The sequence below is a fragment of the Arthrobacter sp. LAR12-1-1.1 genome, assembly GCF_040676555.1.
GTDB lineage: Bacteria > Actinomycetota > Actinomycetes > Actinomycetales > Micrococcaceae > Arthrobacter.
Window position 1 is genome coordinate 90,469 of sequence record NZ_JBEGIG010000079.1, and the last position, 18,839, is coordinate 109,307.

The 18,839-nt window shown below is 64.7% G+C and carries 14 protein-coding genes, 1 tRNA gene and 1 pseudogene; 4 read left to right on the top strand and 12 right to left on the bottom strand.

The genetic code is table 11. From position 1 onward, the window contains the following. Positions 1-215 precede the first annotated feature (215 nt). Positions 216-1,196, bottom strand: coding sequence for a hypothetical protein (locus MRBLAR12_RS23470; protein WP_364748925.1), 981 nt, complete (start codon positions 1,194-1,196; stop codon positions 216-218). 98 nt (positions 1,197-1,294) lie between these two features. Between MRBLAR12_RS23470 and MRBLAR12_RS23475 the strand changes: the two genes are divergently transcribed. After that, on the top strand, positions 1,295-1,618 hold the full coding sequence (locus tag MRBLAR12_RS23475; RefSeq protein ID WP_364748926.1) for an ArsR/SmtB family transcription factor: 324 nt from the start codon (positions 1,295-1,297) through the stop codon (positions 1,616-1,618). Here MRBLAR12_RS23475 and MRBLAR12_RS23480 read toward each other — a convergent pair. Continuing rightward, positions 1,572-2,063, bottom strand: coding sequence for a hypothetical protein (locus tag MRBLAR12_RS23480; RefSeq protein ID WP_364748929.1), 492 nt, complete (start codon positions 2,061-2,063; stop codon positions 1,572-1,574). The two genes, MRBLAR12_RS23475 and MRBLAR12_RS23480, sit on opposite strands and share 47 nt — an antisense overlap. A 257-nt stretch (positions 2,064-2,320) precedes the next feature. Here MRBLAR12_RS23480 and MRBLAR12_RS23485 point away from each other — a divergent pair, with 257 nt between their 5' ends. Both MRBLAR12_RS23485 and MRBLAR12_RS23490 read left to right on the top strand, forming a co-directional pair. After that, complete coding sequence (locus MRBLAR12_RS23485) at positions 2,321-2,575, top strand: helix-turn-helix domain-containing protein (protein WP_364748984.1); 255 nt, start codon at positions 2,321-2,323, stop codon at positions 2,573-2,575. A gap of 988 nt (positions 2,576-3,563) precedes the next feature. Further along, positions 3,564-3,824: a hypothetical protein gene (locus tag MRBLAR12_RS23490; protein ID WP_364748931.1), complete on the top strand. Its 261-nt coding sequence runs from the start codon at positions 3,564-3,566 to the stop codon at positions 3,822-3,824. A 56-nt stretch (positions 3,825-3,880) separates the two neighbouring features. On the opposite strand, the gene MRBLAR12_RS23495 is transcribed toward MRBLAR12_RS23490, so the two are convergent. Beyond that, positions 3,881-5,011, bottom strand: a complete 1,131-nt coding sequence (locus MRBLAR12_RS23495; protein WP_364748934.1) for a tyrosine-type recombinase/integrase — start codon at positions 5,009-5,011, stop codon at positions 3,881-3,883. A gap of 85 nt (positions 5,012-5,096) precedes the next feature. Further along, positions 5,097-5,178, bottom strand: a tRNA-Leu gene (locus MRBLAR12_RS23500). Positions 5,179-5,383: 205 nt separating this feature from the next. Here MRBLAR12_RS23500 and MRBLAR12_RS23505 point away from each other — a divergent pair. Further along, positions 5,384-5,989 (top strand): ANTAR domain-containing response regulator, encoded by a 606-nt coding sequence (locus tag MRBLAR12_RS23505; RefSeq protein ID WP_090581781.1) that lies wholly within the window; start codon positions 5,384-5,386, stop codon positions 5,987-5,989. 110 nt (positions 5,990-6,099) lie between these two features. Here MRBLAR12_RS23505 and pyk read toward each other — a convergent pair whose 3' ends face one another. The 8 genes and pseudogenes from pyk to MRBLAR12_RS23545 all read right to left on the bottom strand — a co-directional run bounded on the left by pyk (position 6,100) and on the right by MRBLAR12_RS23545 (position 18,759). Beyond that, a complete protein-coding gene (gene pyk / locus MRBLAR12_RS23510) occupies positions 6,100-7,602 on the bottom strand; it encodes a pyruvate kinase (RefSeq protein WP_364748937.1) in 1,503 nt (500 codons plus the stop codon). A gap of 85 nt (positions 7,603-7,687) precedes the next feature. Further along, on the bottom strand, positions 7,688-9,145 hold the full coding sequence (locus MRBLAR12_RS23515) for a glutamate synthase subunit beta (protein ID WP_229995242.1): 1,458 nt from the start codon (positions 9,143-9,145) through the stop codon (positions 7,688-7,690). Beyond that, positions 9,138-13,754, bottom strand: coding sequence for a glutamate synthase large subunit (gene gltB, locus MRBLAR12_RS23520; protein WP_364748940.1), 4,617 nt, complete (start codon positions 13,752-13,754; stop codon positions 9,138-9,140). Before gltB ends, MRBLAR12_RS23515 begins: the two co-directional genes overlap by 8 nt. 265 nt (positions 13,755-14,019) lie before the next feature. After that, a pseudogene (gene lgt / locus MRBLAR12_RS23525) lies at positions 14,020-15,327 on the bottom strand (prolipoprotein diacylglyceryl transferase). Positions 15,328-15,330: 3 nt separating this feature from the next. Continuing rightward, positions 15,331-16,164, bottom strand: coding sequence for a tryptophan synthase subunit alpha (trpA, locus tag MRBLAR12_RS23530; protein ID WP_229995245.1), 834 nt, complete (start codon positions 16,162-16,164; stop codon positions 15,331-15,333). Next, positions 16,161-17,525, bottom strand: a complete 1,365-nt coding sequence (trpB, locus tag MRBLAR12_RS23535; protein WP_229995246.1) for a tryptophan synthase subunit beta — start codon at positions 17,523-17,525, stop codon at positions 16,161-16,163. Before trpB ends, trpA begins: the two co-directional genes overlap by 4 nt. 125 nt (positions 17,526-17,650) lie before the next feature. Further along, entirely contained in the window at positions 17,651-18,469 is an 819-nt protein-coding gene (gene trpC, locus MRBLAR12_RS23540; RefSeq protein WP_364748944.1) for an indole-3-glycerol phosphate synthase TrpC, read from the bottom strand. Positions 18,470-18,471: 2 nt separating this feature from the next. Then, on the bottom strand, positions 18,472-18,759 hold the full coding sequence (locus MRBLAR12_RS23545) for an HGxxPAAW family protein (protein ID WP_229995248.1): 288 nt from the start codon (positions 18,757-18,759) through the stop codon (positions 18,472-18,474). Positions 18,760-18,839 lie beyond the last annotated feature (80 nt).

The following is an 18,839-nucleotide window of genomic DNA, read 5'->3' on the forward strand; positions in this document are numbered from 1 at the left end:
TCTCTGACCGTGGGGCGGACTGAGTCGGTACCACGGCCACGTCTGCGACTACTGGCGCCTGGCTTGGGGCCAGCAGAAGGGCGGCAACAGCTATCGCGAGGACTATTAGGCCGCAAACCAGGATCCACAACCTCGTGGTTCCCGTTAAATGTCGGACGTGATGGTTGGTGTGCTTCACGGTGCACCTCCTTCACCGGTCCATGACGACCGCGCGTCTAGACGACATGACGTACGCGCTTCACAGGTTGCGTCAGGTCGGCCTTGGGCACTGGTTGGAGGATCGGAGCAGTAATTTCTGTGGCCGCCGCATAAAGTTGGCGCGCCCTGCCTATCTGCACCTCGACGTATCGCCGACTCACACCGAAGTCAGATGCGATCACCGCAATCGCCTCCGCCCGTTCCGCCTTGTGCAAGTCCAGCCTGATAACGTCCTGTGCAATGTGCTGCAGTAGCGGAGTTGGCAGGCATCGCGCCACGAACGTCGTTGGCTCCCCTATGTCGCGGCCCTCGGCATCAACGGCAGCCAGAGCCTGCCTCACCGTGATTGCCATTTGCCGGACGAATACGAGGTGCCGGTAAGACCGACGGTTTGCGGTTGAGCCGGCACTGACGCGGTCGTCCGCGAGCAGTATGGACATCGCGGCATTCCACGCAACGTCGCCGACATGGCGTCTTGTTGTCCGGAGGACGCAGAGTGCCCATTCTCTCTCCGCTACTCCTTCTGGCAAGAGCTCAAGTTGCCCGCCAACCTCCCGCTGCTTGCAATCCGCCGGATCAATAAAGAGCGGCAGCGCATCTTTCGAATGAGCCTTGGACAGGTAGGCCGAGCAAATGTGGGCTGCGATCCCTTGAACCCAGGCGCCAAATCGGATTCCGGGAATCTGCCGGTAATGGCCCTCCGCCACTCCTCGCCAGACTGCAATATGGATGTCTTGAAGAGCATCTTCAACCTCACAGCCATGTCCCGAGCGGGACATCCGCGATTTTACGTATCGCGAGACTTCGTTGATTGCCGAAGTCATCTGTTCCATCGAAATGGCTGGCGGATCTGCTTGTTGCTCACTTCGCTCGCCTGCAACTCTTACGACGTCCGCACTATGGCGTTTGAGAGAACGAGTCGTCATGACAGCTCCCGAGCAGAGAATTCCAGTGATGTTGTGAGAGGTCTGGCCTCCGCCTTCGGCGGTGAAGGTCAACCCAGAGAGAGAATACTTTAACTATTCTCAACACTCACTAAAATAGAGTCAAGAGTGCATCGCTGGAGATTCAGGACTCTTAGCGCAAGAATGAAGTCATGCCGAGAATTACGCAGCCTGAAGACGAAGCCTGGTCGCCGGACGTCGAAGCTGCCATCGCTACGTTCGGCAACAGGTCCCGGAATGAGATTCTGCGCTTCTTGGCGGCCAACGGCCCTTCAACTCGGGGGGACATTGTCGACGCAGTTAGCGCCACTGAGCCAAGCGTGGCAAAGCACTTGCTAGCGCTGGAGGAAACTGGCGCTGTCCGCGCGGATTTGGAGCCTGGACGGCGGCACGGCCGCTCGCCGCGCTACTCGGTAGATGACGCGCGTGTCAAAGCTCTACTAGCGGCCCATCTGGACTACCTTCTGAACCGTTAGCAGCGGACGACTCCCCCGCCGGGTGCCTGGCAATGTCCTGGTTGAGGTACTCGGTGATGGCCCGAAGAGTCTCCGGGGAAACGTCCCCCAAGGTTCGTGCGGCGAAGGTCTTCACCCTCGCGGCGCGCAGGGACTTCACGAATTCCAGCTGAGCGTCTATGCGTTCGGGAACTTCCGCCCCGTCGCTGCCAAGGAGATAGCTGGGATCGACCTGGAAGATTTGGGATAGCGCAGTCAGCAGTTTTGGATCGGAGACCATTCGGCCAGTGCCGTCCTTCATGTAGAACCACCGCGCCCGGGAAAGGTTCACACCGCGCGCGGCCAATGCCTCGCTCACCTCACGGTATGTGAGAGCTGCACCGCGCTCGGCAACAACGGTGTCGAGTAGGAGGTTCAGTTTTCGGGCGAGCTCCGCCTGCGGCGTGCGGCCAGCGTCGTCGCCCATCCTTGCACCTTCATTTGCTTCCACTTGTCGCCGTTCTGATGATCCGATTGCTGCCCCCAACAGCTATCCATGCGAGACCAGCGCTTTGGGTACAAGTATTGCTTCCGCTGCGCGGACCAACAAGGCTTTCACCCCGAAGCCATTACGCATCTAGCCAACCCGTTTACTTAGGCGTACATTGTGGTCATTGCAGACGGGTCTACACCTTCCAGCCTCCCAGGTCTCAAGCGGAAGTGGCAGCGATGACGAACCTCCTCATGAACAGGACGCGGAGCCGGCTCCTGCACTTCCTCAGCAAGAGTGGACCGTCGAGCAGCACTCAGATTGCCACCGGCATTGGACTCAGCCCGAGCACAGTCCGAAAGCATTTGTCAGTCCTCGTTTTGGGCGGCTGTGTCGAGGTGTCGCGAGGTGAGCATGCACGAAGCACCGCGGCGCTCTACTCCGCCAACGCTGGGAGGATCCAGGAGCGCATTGAAGCCGCCCAACATTTCACTCGGATGGACGAGTAGTTCCAGCCGCTCGTGACGCGGGATCTGTGCACCTTCAATGACCTGATCTAACAGCGGGAACGTGGCAAAGCAGGAGAATTATGTTGCACTCGTCAAGTCCTCAGAAGCGAGGACATAGCCCCTACCTGAGTAGAACAGCGAGCATCGAGCGTATTCGAACATATGTTCTATACTTTTCCCGTGATCAAGAGTGGTTCCCCGGAAGATGTCGAGCGCATGATGGCTCGCATGGACGCTGAGGCGAGCCGTCCGATTGATGATCGAGCTCCAATCCGAGAGTTCCCGAAGTATGGCCGGCCACTTGTGTACGTCGGCGGTGTCTACGGCAAAGCTGTGGGATGGACACACAGCTACGGCCTAATTGAGTGGCTCGATTCTTCTGGCAAGTACCACATGGGCTGGGCGCACGCATCAAGCATCGCGCGGGTGTCGCCCGAAGAGTGGAAGGGTAGCGGCCGACTGTAGCGAACGTGATTCAGGATTCAGCGCAACAAACCTTCGTGCATTACTAAGCCTTAAATCGGCGTTCCAAGCCGTCCAGTTTCTCAAACCGCCGCAACGCTTCCACGACCCCGGCAAGGAAAGCACGCTGAGTCTTTGTTGCCGTTACTGCGCCCCGGGCAACTTCCCGCACGAAGCCTTCCAGTTGCTCCGCCGACCCGTCTGCATCGCGATGCCGACTTGTTCGCTGTTCACAGGTAGTCCTTGCAGTCCAAGTTCCGGTTATTGGCGAAGGTCGAGTAGGTCGATCAGATCCATGCGGACTGAACACTTGCCCGGAATTACTCGATCAGCGGTACATCTTGGCGCGTTGTTCAGCTTGGACAAGAAGTGCACTGGAAACCATGGAGACAAGGAAACAGGCCGCAGCGCGACCGCCCGAGCAAGAAATCGTCCAAAACAGGCTCAACATTCTTGAACAGATCATGTCCCGACCGACTCAGCGCCGCATGAACTTCCAAGCGAACCACGCGACATAGGAGTTCCAGTGGACCTTGAGTTCTACGAGCCGGCTGAGGCGGCCGCCCTTATGCGGTGCACGGAGGCCTGGCTGCGGGAGGGCGCAGCCAGCGGGAGATTCCCGCACGTCTGTTGGGGCAAGGGAAAGATCATCTTCACCTCAGAGCACATCGCGGAGATCGCCCGTCTGCGCGAGGTCCCGGTACATGCCGGGTCAACTCCCCAGGAACGGCTGATCGGCACGAGGGCACGGCGCCGCCTCGCGCCGGTCAGCAACCAGCAACCATGACTGCGACGCGGACAAAGTCCAGTGTCAGCGCACTGCGACGGGGACAAAGTCCAGTGTCAGCGCGTGAACCCTGTAATCGACCTCTCAGTGGCGTCAGCGCCGGCCTGCAACGCCTCCGGCATCAAGTGGCCGTAGACCTCCTCCGTAGTCCGGGTTGAGGCGTGACCAAGGCGTCGCGAGATCGTAAACAGAGACACACCGTCCTGGATCAGCCAGGACGCATGCGTGTGCCGGAGGTCATGAATGCGGGGCGACTTCTTCAGTCCATGCGCCTGAGCCGCATGGACAGCCGGAACCCAGTAATCGTCCCAATACAGCTTGTGGACAATCCGCTCACCCTTGGGCGTCGTGAACAAAAGTTCATCGCCAGGCCGGCTGGCCACGAGGGGTACCAGAAGTTCCACCAGCGCCGGGTTGAGGCCGATGGTCCGCTTGCCCGCACCTGTCTTGGTGGCTCCGATGTAGTACTGCGACTGACCGTCCCGTTTCCAGGCCTTGTTGATTCGCACCGTGGGCGGCTTAGACAGCAAATCGACGTCGGCCACTTTGAGTGCCGTGGCTTCCCCGAATCTGGTGCCTGTCATCACGAGGAAGTTCGTGAAGGTCTTGTACCGCTCCCCCATGACTTCGAGGATCATGTTGTACTCGGCGTGCGTCAGGAACATGGTTTCGTCCTCAGCCTTGTCGATACTCGGCAGCTGAACGCCACGGCACGGATTCCGGGGAATGTAGTGCAGCATTTCCGCGGTGTTCATCGCTGCGGAGATGAGGCCATGAACGTTGTGGATCGTCTTAGGGGACTTGCCCTTCGCCATCATCGACTTAGCCCAATGGTTGAGGTGCCGGTAGTCGAGCTTGTCTACGGGAATGTGGCCAATGACGTCCCGGATGTGAAGGTCCAGCATTACCTGATAGGTCCTGACGGTTCCGCTGGACGGGCGGATCAGCAGGTCGATGTGTTCCTGGACAACCGCGGCGACTGTGGGAATTTTCGCCTGGTTGGAAAGTATGGCCTGCTGGGCAATCTCGAAGGACTGACCGTTCGCGTCCAGCAGGCGCTTGAGCGTTTCCGCCTCCGCCTGAGTTGCGACTGTCAGGCCTTGATTCTTACGTGTTCCCCGGTCACGCCAGCGCACCATGAAGGACTTGGAACCGTCTTTTTTCACGCGCGTGCTGATGCTGGCCACAGCAAAATGCTACGCCGCTGTACACACTTTTTGTAGTTTTGTACACATTCAGCGGCCCGAAGGCCGCTGACCTGCGAAAACACTGTGCCCGAGGTGGGACTCGAACCCACACACCTTTCGATACCGCATTTTGAGTGCGGCGCGTCTGCCAATTCCGCCACTCGGGCGCGGAGTACACCGGTGTAACAATCACTCAACCACAGTGCTGTGAGCAACGCGATCGCTTCCAGTGCGCGAAATTACTCTACATGCAGATAGGCTGAATTCCAGAATCGCGCCAGTGACGCCGCATCGAACCAAACCGGTCCAAGTACATCGGCGGACGAAACCTATGATGGTGTAGTTCCCGCCGTACCTTTCCAAGGAGTTCCCGTGTCAGAACAGACGGAGTCATCCCCCACTTCCCAGCCGGCTCGCCGCGTTGTTGTCGCCGAGGATGAGACTCTCATTCGCCTGGACATCATCGAGATCCTGCGCGGCGAAGGCTACGACGTCGTCGGCGAGGCGGACAACGGCGAGAAGGCCGTGCAGCTCGCCGAGGAACTCAAGCCCGACCTGGTCCTGATGGACGTCAAGATGCCCGTCATGGACGGCATCTCGGCCGCAGAGAAGATCGTCAAGGCCCGGATCGCCCCCGTGGTCCTCCTGACGGCCTTCAGCCAGAAAGAACTCGTGGAGCGCGCCCGCGACGCCGGCGCCATGGCGTACGTGGTCAAGCCGTTCACCCCGGCGGACCTCATCCCGGCTCTGGAGATCGCGCTCTCCCGCCACGAGGAAATCAAGGCCCTCGAGAGCGAGGTCACCGACCTGCAGGAGCAGTTCGCCACCCGCAAGCTCGTGGAGCGCGCCAAGAGCCTCCTGACCACCAAGATGGGCCTGACGGAGCCGGAAGCCTTCCGCTGGATCCAGAAGACCTCGATGGACCGCCGCCTCAGCATGCGCGAGGTCGCCGAAACCATCATCAACCAGGTCAACTAGCGCCGGGCTCGAAGCGACTCAGCACCAAGCAACACAGCCACAAAGCACCAAAAAGGGAGGATCCCCGCCAACCGGCGGGGATCCTCCCTTTTGCGTTCAAGCTTTCAGAACTAGGCCTGGGCCCGGTTCTTCTTCTTCTTTTCCGGCCACGGGCCGAGCTTGTCCTTGGCCACGGCTGCTTCGCCCTGGCCGCCGATGTCGGCGAGGTCGCCCACCTTGTGGACCTTCAGCAGGTTCGTCGAACCGGCCTTTCCGGGAGGCGAACCGGCGGCGATGACCACCAGGTCACCGTCCTCGACGACGTCCAGCTCCAGCAGGCTGCGGTCAACCTGGGCCGTCATCTCGTCAGTGTGGCCAACCATCGGGACCAGGACCGGCTGGATGCCCCACGTCAGTGCGAGCTGGTTCCAGACGTGCTCCACCGGAGTGAAAGCGAAGACCGGCTTGATGGGGCGCAGACGCGAGAGGCGGCGTGCCGAATCACCGGACTGGGTGAAGGTACAGATGTACTTCGCTTCCAGCTGGTCGGCGATCTCGACGGCGGCGCGGGTGATGGCACCGCCGCGGGTCTTGGGCTTGGTGCCCAGCGGGGGAACGCGCTCCAGGCCGTGCTCTTCGGTGGATTCGATGATCCGGGCCATGACCTTGACCGTCTCGATCGGGTACTTGCCCACGCTGGTCTCGCCGGAGAGCATCACTGCGTCGGCGCCGTCGAGCACGGCGTTGGCGCAGTCGGAGGCCTCGGCGCGGGTCGGGCGCGGGTTCTCGATCATGGACTCCAGGACCTGGGTGGCCACGATGACCGGCTTGGCCCAGCGGCGTGCCAGTTCAATGGCACGCTTCTGCACGATCGGCACTTCCTCGAGGGGAAGTTCCACACCGAGGTCGCCACGGGCCACCATGATGGCATCGAAGGCGTCGATGATCTCGTGCAGCTGCTCCACGGCCTGCGGCTTCTCGATCTTGGCGATCACCGGCACGCGGCGGCCTTCCTCGTCCATGATCTCGTGCACGCGGACGATGTCAGAAGCATCCCGCACGAAGGACAGGGCAACCATGTCCACGCCGCGGCGCATGGCCCAGCGCAGATCGTCCTCGTCCTTTTCGCTCAGCGCCGGCACGTTGACAGCAACGCCGGGCAGGTTGATGCCCTTGTTGTTGGAGACCCAGCCGCCAACAATCACCTGGGCAACCACCTTGACGTCGTCGACGTCGATCGCGCGGAGGGCGACCTTGCCGTCGTCGATCAGCAGGGCATCGCCGGGGTTGACGTCCTCGGTGAGGCTCTTGAGCGTCGTGGAGCAGATGTCCTTGGTGCCGGGAACGTCCTCGGTGGTGATCGTGAACGTGTCACCGACCTCCAAAAGGTGCGGTCCGTCGACGAAGCGTCCCAGGCGGATCTTCGGGCCCTGCAAGTCGGCCATGATGGCCACGGCCTTGCCGAGCTGACCCGCAGCCTTACGGACGTTCTCGTAGGTGTTGTCGTGCACGGAGTAATCGCCGTGGCTCATGTTCATGCGTGCCACGTCGACGCCGGCTTCCAGCACGGCAAGCGTGTTGTCAAAGCTTGCGATTGCCGGTCCGAACGTGGCCACGATTTTAGCGCGTCTCATATACCTACCCTAGTGGTCTGTTGCATGGATGAAGTTGAAGCGAGTGTGAATCCCAGAGGGCCTGTTGGATCAGCGACCTGTTGGACTACAGAACGGCCATCGCACGGTCGGTCGGCGCCACGGGTGCCGGCAGGATGGTGCTGCCCATCAGGAACTTGTCCACCGCGGCCGCGCAGGCGCGCCCTTCGGCGATGGCCCAGACGATCAGGGACTGGCCGCGACCGGCGTCGCCGGCGACGAAGATACCCTCAGTGTTGGTCATGTAGTAGCCGTCCCGGGCCACGTTGCCGCGGCCGTCGAAGTCGGCCTGGACCTGGTCCGTGATCCCGGCAGGCTCGGGGCCGGTGAAGCCCAGGGACAGGAACACGAGGTCCGCGGGGATGATCCGCTCGGTGCCGGCCTTCGGGAGGCGTTTGCCGTCGACGAATTCCGTCTCCGCCACCTTGACGCCCGTGAGTTTGCCGTTTTCCCCCACGAACTCAACGGTGGAGGCGAGGTAAGTGCGTTCGCCGCCTTCCTCGTGCGCGCTGGCGACCTCAAACAGGGTGGGGAACGTCGGCCACGGCTGGTGGCCGGCACGCTCGACGGGCGGCTGCTTGCCGATCGCGAGGGTGGTCACGGACGCGGCCTGGTGCCGGTGCGCCGTACCGAGGCAGTCGGCTCCGGTGTCGCCGCCGCCGAGGATGACGACGTGCTTGCCCGCGGCGTTGATCTGGTTCTCCACGGTCTCCCCCGCCACCACCCGGTTGGCCGGCACGAGGTAGTCCATGGCGAAGTGGACGCCCTCGAACTCGCGGCCCGGGATCGGCAGGTCACGCGGGACGGTGGCACCAGTGGCGATCACGACGGCGTCGTACCGGCGGCGCAGCTGCTCCCAGGTCACGTCGGTGCCGACGGCCACGCCGGTGCGGAACCGGGTGCCTTCGGCCTTCATCTGCTCCAGCCGGCGGTCCACCTGCTCTTTTTCCATCTTGAAGTCGGGGATCCCGTAGCGCAGGAGTCCGCCGATCTTGTCGTCGCGCTCGTAAACGGCCACGGTGTGGCCCACCCGGGTCAGCTGCTGGGCGACGGCGAGGCCGGCGGGGCCGGAACCGACGACGGCGACCGTCTTGCCGGTCAGTCGCGCCGGCGGCAGGGGATTGACCCAGCCGTTCTCGAAGGCCTGGTCCACGATGGATACCTCGACCTGCTTGATGGTCACCGCGGGCTGGTTGATGCCCAGCACGCAGGACGCCTCGCAGGGGGCCGGGCACAGCCGGCCCGTGAACTCGGGGAAGTTGTTGGTGGCGTGCAGCCGTTCCATCGCTTCCTCGCCCTTGTCCCGCCAGATGAGGTCGTTCCATTCCGGAATGAGGTTGCCCAGCGGGCAGCCCTGGTGGCAGAAGGGGACACCGCAGTCCATGCAGCGGCCGGCCTGGCTCTTGAGGACACCCTTTTCCTGGGCCTCGTAGACCTCTTTCCAGTCCATGATGCGGACCGGAACGGGACGGCGGGGCTGGGTTTCGCGCTGACGTACTTTCAGAAATCCGCGTGGATCAGCCACCGGTCACCTCCAGGATTCGAGACCAAACTTCTTCGCCGTCGGGGTCCAGGCCCTCTTCGATGGCGTCAAGACGGGTTTGCAGGACTGCCGCGTAGTCGCGCGGCAGCACCTTGGTTATGCGGGCTGCAGTGTCATCGAAGTTCTCGAGGAGCCGGGCCGCGTGGAGCGATTCGGTTTCCTCGACGTGCTTGACGAGCAGCCCGTGGACGATGTCGCGGTCCTCGGCGTCGAGCTCGAGCAGCTGCAGCTCGCCGGACTCGAGGGCCTGCTTGTTGACGCGTTCGGTCTGCAGGTCCAGCACATAGGCCGTGCCACCGGACATGCCGGCACCGAAGTTGCGGCCGGTGCGGCCGATGATGAGCGTCTGGCCACCGGTCATGTACTCGCAGCCGTGGTCGCCGATGCCTTCGGCCACTGCGGTGGCGCCTGAGTTGCGGACCAGGAAGCGTTCGCCCACCTGGCCGCGCAGGAACATTTCACCGCTCGTGGCGCCGTAGCCGATCACGTTGCCCGCGATCACGTTCCGCTCGGCCGGGAAAACGTTGGTGCGGTCCGGCCGGACGATGATGCGGCCGCCGGACAGTCCCTTGCCGACGTAGTCGTTGGAGTCGCCGAACATGCGCAGCGTGATGCCGGCCGGCAGGAACGCCCCGAGCGACTGGCCGGCGGTGCCATTGAGCGTGATGTCAATGGTGTCCGTGGCCAGGACGTCGGTGCTGAAGGTCTTCGTGACCACGTGGCCGAGCATTGTGCCGACCGAGCGGTCCGTGTTGATGACGTTCACGGAGATCTTCACCGGCGTGCGGTCACTGAGGGCTTCGGCCGCCATGGCGATCAGGCGCTGGTCGAAGTGCTTGTCGAGTTCGTGGTTCTGGCCGGTGAGGTTGCGCAGCGGCGCGTCGTCGTCGAACTCGAGGCCGTGCAGGATCGGATCCAGGTCCAGCCCTTCGGCCTTCCAGTGGTTGATCGCGTCGCGGGAGTCGAGCATCTCGGCATGGCCGATCGCCTCCTCGATGCTGCGGAAACCCAGTTCCGCGAGGATTTCGCGGACTTCCTCGGCAAGGAATTCGAAGAAGTTCACCACGAACTCGGGCTTGCCGTTGAACCTGGAGCGCAGCTCGGGGTTCTGGGTCGCGACGCCGACCGGGCAGGTGTCCAGGTGGCAGACACGCATCATGATGCAGCCGGAGACCACCAGCGGGGCGGTGGCGAAACCGAACTCCTCGCCGCCGAGCAGCGCGGCGATCACGACGTCGCGGCCGGTCTTGAGCTGGCCATCCACCTGCACCACCACACGGTCGCGCAGGCCGTTGAGCATGAGCGTCTGCTGGGTCTCAGCGAGGCCGAGTTCCCACGGGACACCGGCGTGCTTGAGCGAGTTCAGCGGCGAGGCGCCGGTACCGCCGTCGTGTCCGGAAACCAGCACGACGTCGGCCTTCGCCTTGGTGACGCCGGCCGCCACGGTGCCGATCCCGACCTCGGAGACGAGCTTGACGTGCACCCGCGCCGACGGGTTGGCGCGCTTGGCGTCGTAGATCAGCTGCGCGAGGTCCTCGATCGAGTAGATGTCGTGGTGCGGGGGCGGCGAAATGAGGCCGACGCCGGGTGTGGAGTGCCGCGTGCGGGCCACCCAGGGGTAGACCTTCTGCGCCATCAACTGGCCGCCTTCGCCGGGTTTGGCACCCTGCGCCATCTTGATCTGGATGTCGTCCGCGTTGGACAGGTACAGGCTGGTGACGCCGAAGCGGCCGGAGGCGATCTGCTTGACCGCGGAACGGCGTGCGGGATCGAGCAGGCGGTCCACGTCCTCGCCGCCTTCACCGGTGTTGGACTTGCCGCCCAGCCGGTTCATGGCGATCGCGAGGGTCTCGTGGGCTTCCTTGGAGATGGAACCGTAGCTCATGGCGCCGGTGGAGAACCGCTTGACGATGCTCGAAACCGCTTCCACTTCCTCAAGCGGCACCGCGGGACGCAGACCGGCCTTGAACTTCAGCAGCCCGCGCAGGGTCATGAGGTTCTCGGACTGGTCGTCCACGCCCCGGGTGTAGGCCTTGAAGATGTCGTAGCGGCGTTCACGCGTCGCGTGCTGCAGCCGGAAGACGGTCTCCGGGTTGAACAGGTGGGGTTCGCCGTCGCGGCGCCACTGGTATTCGCCGCCGCCGAGCAGGGGCTGGTGCGGCAGTTCGATGCCGTTCTCAGGGTAGGCCATGCGGTGCCGTGCCAGGACTTCGGCAGCAATGACATCGAGGCCGACGCCGCCGAGCTGGGAATGCGTGCCGGAGAAGTACTCGTCCACCAGGTCCTGGCCGAGGCCGAGGGCTTCGAAGGTCTGGGCACCGGTGTAGGAGGCCACGGTGGAGATGCCCATCTTGGACATGATCTTCAGGACGCCCTTGCCGAGGCCCTTGATCAGGTTGTAGACGCCGTCCTGCGGGGTGACCCCCACGACGTCGCCGGAGGCGATGAGCTGTTCCACGGATTCCATGGCCAGGTACGGGTTCACGGCAGAGGCGCCGTAGCCGATAAGGACGGCGACGTGGTGCGTCTCGCGGACGTCGCCGGCCTCCACCACGAGGGCGGTCTTGGTGCGGTTGGCGCTGCGCAGCAGGTGGTGGTGAACGGCGCTGACGAGCAGCAGGGACGGGATGGGCGCCCACTGGGCGTTCGAGTCGCGGTCCGAGAGCACCACATACTGGACGCCACGGTTGATGGCGCCGGAGACCTGCTCGCAGATTTCGGTGAGCCGGGCGCGGAGGGCGTTCTCGCCACCTTCCGGGCGGTACAGTCCGCGGACTTTCATGGCGACCTTGCCGCCGTCGGCACTCTCGATGTTCGCGATCTTGGCGAGCTGGTCGTTGTTGATCACGGGGAACGGCAGCGAGACCTGCGGCTGGCGGACCTGCTTGGTGTCCAGCAGGTTGCCGTTCGGGCCGATCGCGCACGTCAGGGACGTGACGAGCTCTTCACGGATGGCGTCCAGCGGCGGGTTGGTGACCTGTGCGAAGGACTGCACGAAGTAGTCAAAGAGCAGCCGCGGGCGCTTGGACAGCACGGCCACCGGAGTGTCGGAGCCCATGGCGCCGAGAGGTTCTGCGCCGGTGCGGGCCATCGGGCCCAGCAGGATCTTCAGTTCCTCGGTGGTGTAGCCGAAGGTCCGCTGCCGGATGTTGACCGAGGCGGCGGTGTGCACGACGTGCTCGCGCTCGGGCAGGTGGTTGAGGTCGATCAGGTTGTCCTTGACCCATTCGGCCCAGGGGTTCGCGGCGGCGACCTCGGCCTTGACCTCGGCGTCGTCGATGATCCGGCCGGCCCCGGTGTCCACCAGGAACATCTTGCCCGGTGAGACGCGGCCCTTCTTGACCACCTTGGAGGGTTCGACGTCGATCACGCCGACCTCGGAGGCGAAGATGATGAGGCCGTCCTCGGTGATCCAGTACCGGCCCGGGCGCAGCCCGTTGCGGTCCAGCGTGGCGCCGACCAGGTTGCCGTCCGTGAAGGAGACGGCCGCCGGGCCGTCCCACGGCTCCATGAGCATCGAATGGTACTCGTAGAAGGCGCGGCGGGCCGGATCCATGGTGGCGTGGTTTTCCCACGCCTCCGGGATCATCATCATGATCGAGTGCGTGATGGGCCGGCCGGAGAGCCAGAGCAGTTCCGCCACCTCATCGAACGAAGCCGAGTCCGAGGCGCCCGGGGTGCAGATCGGGTACAGCTCTTCGGGTGAGTCCCCCAGCAGCGGGCTGGACAGTTGCGACTGCCGTGCCCGCATCCAGTTGCGGTTGCCCTTGACCGTGTTGATCTCGCCGTTGTGCGCGATGGTGCGGAACGGCTGGGCCAGGGGCCAGGACGGGAACGTGTTGGTGGAGAAGCGCGAGTGGACGATCGCGAGCTTGGTCTTGAAGCGCTTATCCGAAAGGTCCGGGTAGAACGGTTCCAGCTGCGCGGTGGTGAGCATGCCCTTGTAGACGATGGTCCGGGAGGACAGCGACGGGAAGTACACGCCGAACTTGTTCTGGGCTCGCTTGCGGATCCGCCAGGCGCGGGAATCGAGCTCGTTGCGCTCGAGGGTTTCCCCGGTGCTGGAAGCGAAGAAGGGCTGCGAGAAGTGCGGCATGCAGGCCCGGGCCATGGCCCCGACCAGGTCGGCCACGATCGGGACTTCGCGCCAGCCAAGGACGGTCAGGCCCTCGTCCGCGGCGAGGCCTTCGATGCCGGACCGGGCGGCGTCCGATTCGCGCTGCTCGGCCGGCAGAAAGGCGGTTCCCACGACGTACTGTCCGGGGGCCGGAAGTTCGAAGTCCGTGACCGCGCGGAAGAATTCGTCCGGCACCTGCATGAGGAGGCCGGCGCCGTCGCCGGTACCTTCATCGGCGCCCACGGCACCGCGGTGCTCGAGGTTGCGCAGGGCGGTCAGGGCGGCGTCGACGATGTCATAGCCAGGCTCGCCGCGGAGCGTGGCGATGATGGCCAGGCCGCAGGCGTCCTTTTCGTTCTCCGGGTTGTAGAGTCCGGCGGCTGCCGGAATCGCCGCGAACCGGCTGAAGGGTGACGCGGCAGCCGGGGTCGGGTCCGGATCGGACCAGCTGGGGCTGTGAAGAGTTTGGGTCATTGGAGACGTCCTTCCTCCTGATCGTGCGTATGGGAGGGACAACATTGGCCCCACTCGGAACGCCGGTGTGTGACGGGCGCAACAGAGTGTTTTCTAACTGGAATTGTAGGCCAGCCCGGCCTCCTGTACTAACAGTTACGCAGGTGCTGGCCCGGGCTTGCACGGACAGCGTCTATCTGCTGTCCGCAGCAAGCCCTCTTGCCACGACGCTGTGGAGCCGGGTCTTGCGAGCGGTGGCTCCGCAACCCGAGCTGCCGGTGCTGAGCTACTTGGTGCCCTCAGCCTCCGGCGCGGTTCCAGATCCCTGGCGGCCGGATACTACTCCGGCTGCCGGAGCTCAGTTGGCGGGCGCGGTGCCGCCGGTGGAGTCCTTGTCCGCATCCTCGGATGCGCGAACTGGTCCGCTTTGATTATTCCGGAGATTAGCACGGGATTCACTATCTGAGACAGCAGAGTCCGCATGGCGGACAACTGTTGCCTCCGCGGGAACGGTGGTGCGGTCCCCCTCGGCGGCGTCATTGGCCCGGGCGTTGGCCCCGGCGACGGCGGCCGGTCCGGCAGCGCCCGCCGCGCCGGTGGTGCGGTCGGCGTCGGTGGTGCGGTCGGCGTCGGCCGCTTCAGTGTCCGTCTTTGACTCTGCCGACTTAGACTCCAACGGCTTGCTCTCCGCCGGTTCGCGGCCCGGGAGGAACGGGGTGTCCGGCTCGGAGGGCTTGCGCAGGCCCAGGATGATGAAGGCGAGCAGGGCTCCGGCAAAGACAATGATGCTGGTCCAGACGTTGAGCCTGGTGGTGAGCCCGAAGAGGGTGATCTGCTCGGCGTCGTCGATCCGCATGGCCTCGATCCAGACGCGGCCAAGGGTGTAGTACATGGCGTAGACGCAGAAGAGCCGGCCACGGCGGAAGTTGAATTTCCGGTCCAGGGCCAGCAGGATCAGCACGCCGGCCAGGTTCCACAACGACTCGTAGAGGAACGTCGGGTGGAAAAGCGTCTCTGCCGGCATGCCAGCCGGGAAGTTCGGGTTGTTGGGATCGATCTGCAGCCCCCACGGAAGCGTGGTGGGGCCGCCGAAGAGCTCCTGGTTGAAGTAGTTGCCCCACCGGCCAATCGCCTGGGCCAGCAATAGCCCGGGGGCCGCCGCGTCCATGAAGGCGCTCAGCTTCACCCCGGCACGCCGGCACCCGATCCAGGCGCCCACGGCACCCAGCAGGACGGCGCCCCAAATGCCCAGGCCGCCGCGCTGGATCTGCGGAATCAAGGACAGATCGCCCGTGCCATCGAATCCGGGACCAAAGTAGGCATCCGGCGAGGAGAACACGTGGTAAAGCCGTCCGCCGATGATGCCGAACGGGATGGCCCAGATGGCGATGTCCCAGACGCTGCCCTCGGGTGCGCCGCGGCGCGCCCAGCGGACGGAGGTGAGCCACAGGCCGGCAATGATGCCGGCGAGGATGCACAGGGCGTAGGCGTGGATGCGCAGGGCCCCCCACGGCAGCGGGATGTCGAATCCGGACCAGCTGGGGCTCGGAATGCTCGCGGGAATCATCGCCGCCGCGTGGAGGACTGACTGCATTGCTTACGCTTCTTCCCTGGTAAGGCCGGTGCTGAGGTCTTTCGTCAAGGACGCTACCGCATCCACGCCGCCGTCCCGGATAGCCGCGACGAGGGCGGTGCCCACAATCACGCCGTCCGCATACTCGGCGATCTCGCGGACGTGGCCTGCGTTGGAGACGCCGAGGCCCACGCAGACGCGTTCGGCGCCCGCGGCGTGCGCGGCGGCGACTACGTTCCTGGCCGCCGAGCTGACCGAGGTCCGGGCGCCGGTGACGCCCATGATGGAGACGGCGTACACGAAGCCGCGGCTCGCATCGACAGTGCGTTTCATGCGTTCCGGGGAAGACGAGGGAGCCACGAGGAACACCCGGTCCAGTCCGTACTTGTCGGAGGCGGCCATCCATTCGGCGGCCTCGTCCGGGATGAGGTCGGGGGTGATCAGCCCGGCTCCCCCGGCCTCGGCCAGGCGGCGGGAGAACTCGTCCACGCCCATCCGGACTACGGGGTTCCAGTAGGTCATGACCAGCACGGCGGCGTCGGTCTTGCTCGTGATGCCGCGGACGACGTCGAAGACCTCCCGGACGTGGAAGCCCTTCGCGAGGGCCTCAGTCGTGGCCGCCTGGATGACCTGGCCGTCCATGACCGGGTCGGAGTACGGGATGCCGATCTCGATGAGGTCGGCGCCGTTCTCGGCCAGGGCGATGCCGGCGGCGATGGTGTCTTCAACGCTCGGGTAGCCGGCCGGCAGGTAGCCGATCAAGGCCGCCCTTCCCTGGGCGCGGGCGCGGTCAATGGCCGCCGCCGACTTGCTGGCGTGCTGCGCGGCGTTCTGGTTGCCGTCCTGGCTGGTGCTCACAGCTGTTCCCCCTCTTTGGCGATTACTGCTTCAGGTGAGTCCTTGTCCAGCAGGTCGAACCATTCCGCGGCGGTGGCCACGTCCTTGTCGCCGCGGCCGGAGAGGTTCACGATCACAATCTTGTCGGCCGCGCCTGTTGCGTTGCCTGTGGCCGCGTCCGCGGCGAGCCGCTGCCCCACCTTGATGGCGCCGGCGAGGGCGTGGGCGGACTCGATGGCGGGGATGATGCCCTCGGTGCGGCACAGGAGCCGGAAGGCCTCCATGGCTTCGCTGTCCGTGATGGGCTCGTAGCTGACCCGGCCGATGTCGGCGAGGTAGGAGTGCTCGGGGCCGACCCCGGGGTAGTCCAGGCCCGCCGAGATGGAGTGCGACTCGATGGTCTGGCCGTCGTCGTCCTGCATCAGGTAGGACCGCGCGCCGTGCAGCACACCGGGTTTGCCGAGCGTAATGGTTGCCGCGTGGCGTCCGGTTTCGACGCCTTCGCCGCCGGCCTCGAAGCCGTAGATCTTGACCGACGGGTCATCGAGGAAGCCGTGGAAGATGCCGATCGCGTTGGAGCCGCCGCCGATGCAGGCACAGACGGCGTCCGGAAGCCGGCCCGTCTGATCCAGGATCTGGGCCCGGGCTTCCTCGCCGATCACTTCGTGGAAGTAGCGGACCATGGCCGGGAACGGGTGTGCGCCGGCGGCAGTGCCCAGCAGGTAATGCGTGTTGCCCACGTTCGCAACCCAGTCGCGCAGGGCCTCGTTGATGGCGTCCTTGAGCGTCTGGGATCCGTTGGTCACCGGGATGACCGTGGCGCCGAGGAGCTCCATCCGGGCCACGTTGAGGGACTGTCTGCGGCAATCCTCGGCACCCATGTAGACCACGCATTCCAGGCCCAGCAGGGCTGCCGCCGTGGCGCTGGCAACACCGTGCTGGCCGGCACCGGTTTCGGCGATGACGCGGGTCTTGCCCATCCGCTTGGCGAGCAGCGCCTGGCCCAGGACGTTGTTGATCTTGTGCGAGCCGGTGTGGTTGAGGTCTTCGCGCTTCAGGAAGATCCGAACCCCGCCGGCGTGCTCGGCGAAGCGCTTGGCCTCGGTCAGCAGGGACGGGCGGCCCGAGTAGTTCTTGTTCAGGTCGGCGATCTGGGCTGTGAACTCCGGATCGGCCTTGGCCTTCTCGAAGGTGTCCTCGAGCTCGTCCAGGGCCGCGATGAGCGACTCGGGCATCCAGCGGCCGCCGTAGTTCCCGAAGTATGGCCCCGGGGCGTGCCGCAGGGACGGTTCGCCCTGCGCGGGATGCTCCTGGGGGCGTTCGCCCTGCAGGAACGCGTCCACGGCACTTTCGTCAGAGCCGGCTGCTGGCGCATCGACCATCAGTCTCACCATCCTGTTCCACTGCTAGCTTTGCGGATCTGCAGACGAGATCCGCTCATTGTCCGGGCAAATGGCGGGCCCGGTACCGCTTACGGTCCGGACGGAGGCGCCAGGACCGGCCGGCCTCAGGCGCGGGCGGCGATTGCCGTTGCGCCGGCAGCCATGAACTCGGCGATCCGCTTGCGGGGCGTCGCGTCACTGACCAGCGCCTCGCCGACCAGGACCGCGTTGGCGCCGCGGGCCGCGTAGTGTTTGACGTCCTCAACGTTGCGCACACCGGATTCGGCGACCACGAGGGCGCCGGCGGGAATGCTGCCGGCCAGATCCGCGAAGACGGAACGGTCGACGTCGAGCGTCTTGAGGTTGCGCACGTTGACGCCGATGATCCGGGCCTCCGCGGCCACCGCACGCTCGATTTCCCCGGCGGTATGCGTCTCCACCAGCACGTTCATGCCGAGCTCGCGGCTGAGGGCCGTAAATTCGCGCAACTGGGCGTCCGAGAGCGAAGCCACGATCAGCAGGATCAGGTCGGCACCGTGGGCACGGGCCTCCCAGATCTGGTACTCGTCAACCATGAAGTCCTTGCGCAGCAGCGGAATGTCCACTGCGGCCCGTACGGCGTCGAGGTCGGCGAGGGAGCCGCCGAAGCGGCGCTCCTCGGTCAGGACGCTGATCACGGCGGCCCCGCCGTCGGCGTACTGCGCGGCGAGGGACGCGGGATCGGCGATGTCCGCCAGCCGGCCCTTGGACGGGCTGCGGCGCTTAACTTCGGCGATGACCTTGAGCTGGTCCCGGGTGCTGGAGGTGCCGCCCAGGGCGGCCCAGGCGTCACGGGCGGGCGCCGCCGCGGCGGCGCGCTCCTTCAGTTCCGCGAGCGTGACCAGACGCTGGCGCGCCTGCATATCCTCCCTGACACCGGCATTGATGTCGTCGAGAACGCTCACGCTCAGTGGCCGGAGTTCTTCAGCTTGCTGCCGCCGACGCCGTAGCCGGCCTTGCGCATGGCCCAGCCGGCGAGCAGCCCGATCACCATGATCGCCGCACCCGCGACAAAGATCGGCGTGTTGGCGATGACGAAGGCGATGGACGCAATGAGGGCGCCGACCAGCATCACGATCACGCAAGTCCACGCGGCCGGGCTGTTGCCGTGACCCGGTGCTTCGCTGTGGTCGACGTCGTCGTAGACGCCCTTCGGCGCAGCGGACGTGGATGCGGAAACAGTGGCTTTGCTCATTGAAATCTCCTCAGGATGAATACTGCTTACATTCTGCCATTTTTTGGCTGTGTGTTTTGGCCGCGTTGCTAGTCGCGTCG

Bases quoted from the DNA above. Each gene is read 5' to 3' on its own strand.
- trpB (WP_229995246.1), bottom strand. From the start codon at position 17,525: ATGGTCGATGCGCCAGCAGCCGGCTCTGACGAAAGTGCCGTGGACGCG.
- pyk (WP_364748937.1), bottom strand. From the start codon at position 7,602: ATGAGACGCGCTAAAATCGTGGCCACGTTCGGACCGGCAATCGCAAGC.
- MRBLAR12_RS23485 (WP_364748984.1), top strand. From the start codon at position 2,321: ATGAACAGGACGCGGAGCCGGCTCCTGCACTTCCTCAGCAAGAGTGGA.
- gltB (WP_364748940.1), bottom strand. From the start codon at position 13,754: ATGACCCAAACTCTTCACAGCCCCAGCTGGTCCGATCCGGACCCGACC.
- MRBLAR12_RS23475 (WP_364748926.1), top strand. From the start codon at position 1,295: ATGCCGAGAATTACGCAGCCTGAAGACGAAGCCTGGTCGCCGGACGTC.
- MRBLAR12_RS23545 (WP_229995248.1), bottom strand. From the start codon at position 18,759: ATGAGCAAAGCCACTGTTTCCGCATCCACGTCCGCTGCGCCGAAGGGC.
- MRBLAR12_RS23480 (WP_364748929.1), bottom strand. From the start codon at position 2,063: ATGGGCGACGACGCTGGCCGCACGCCGCAGGCGGAGCTCGCCCGAAAA.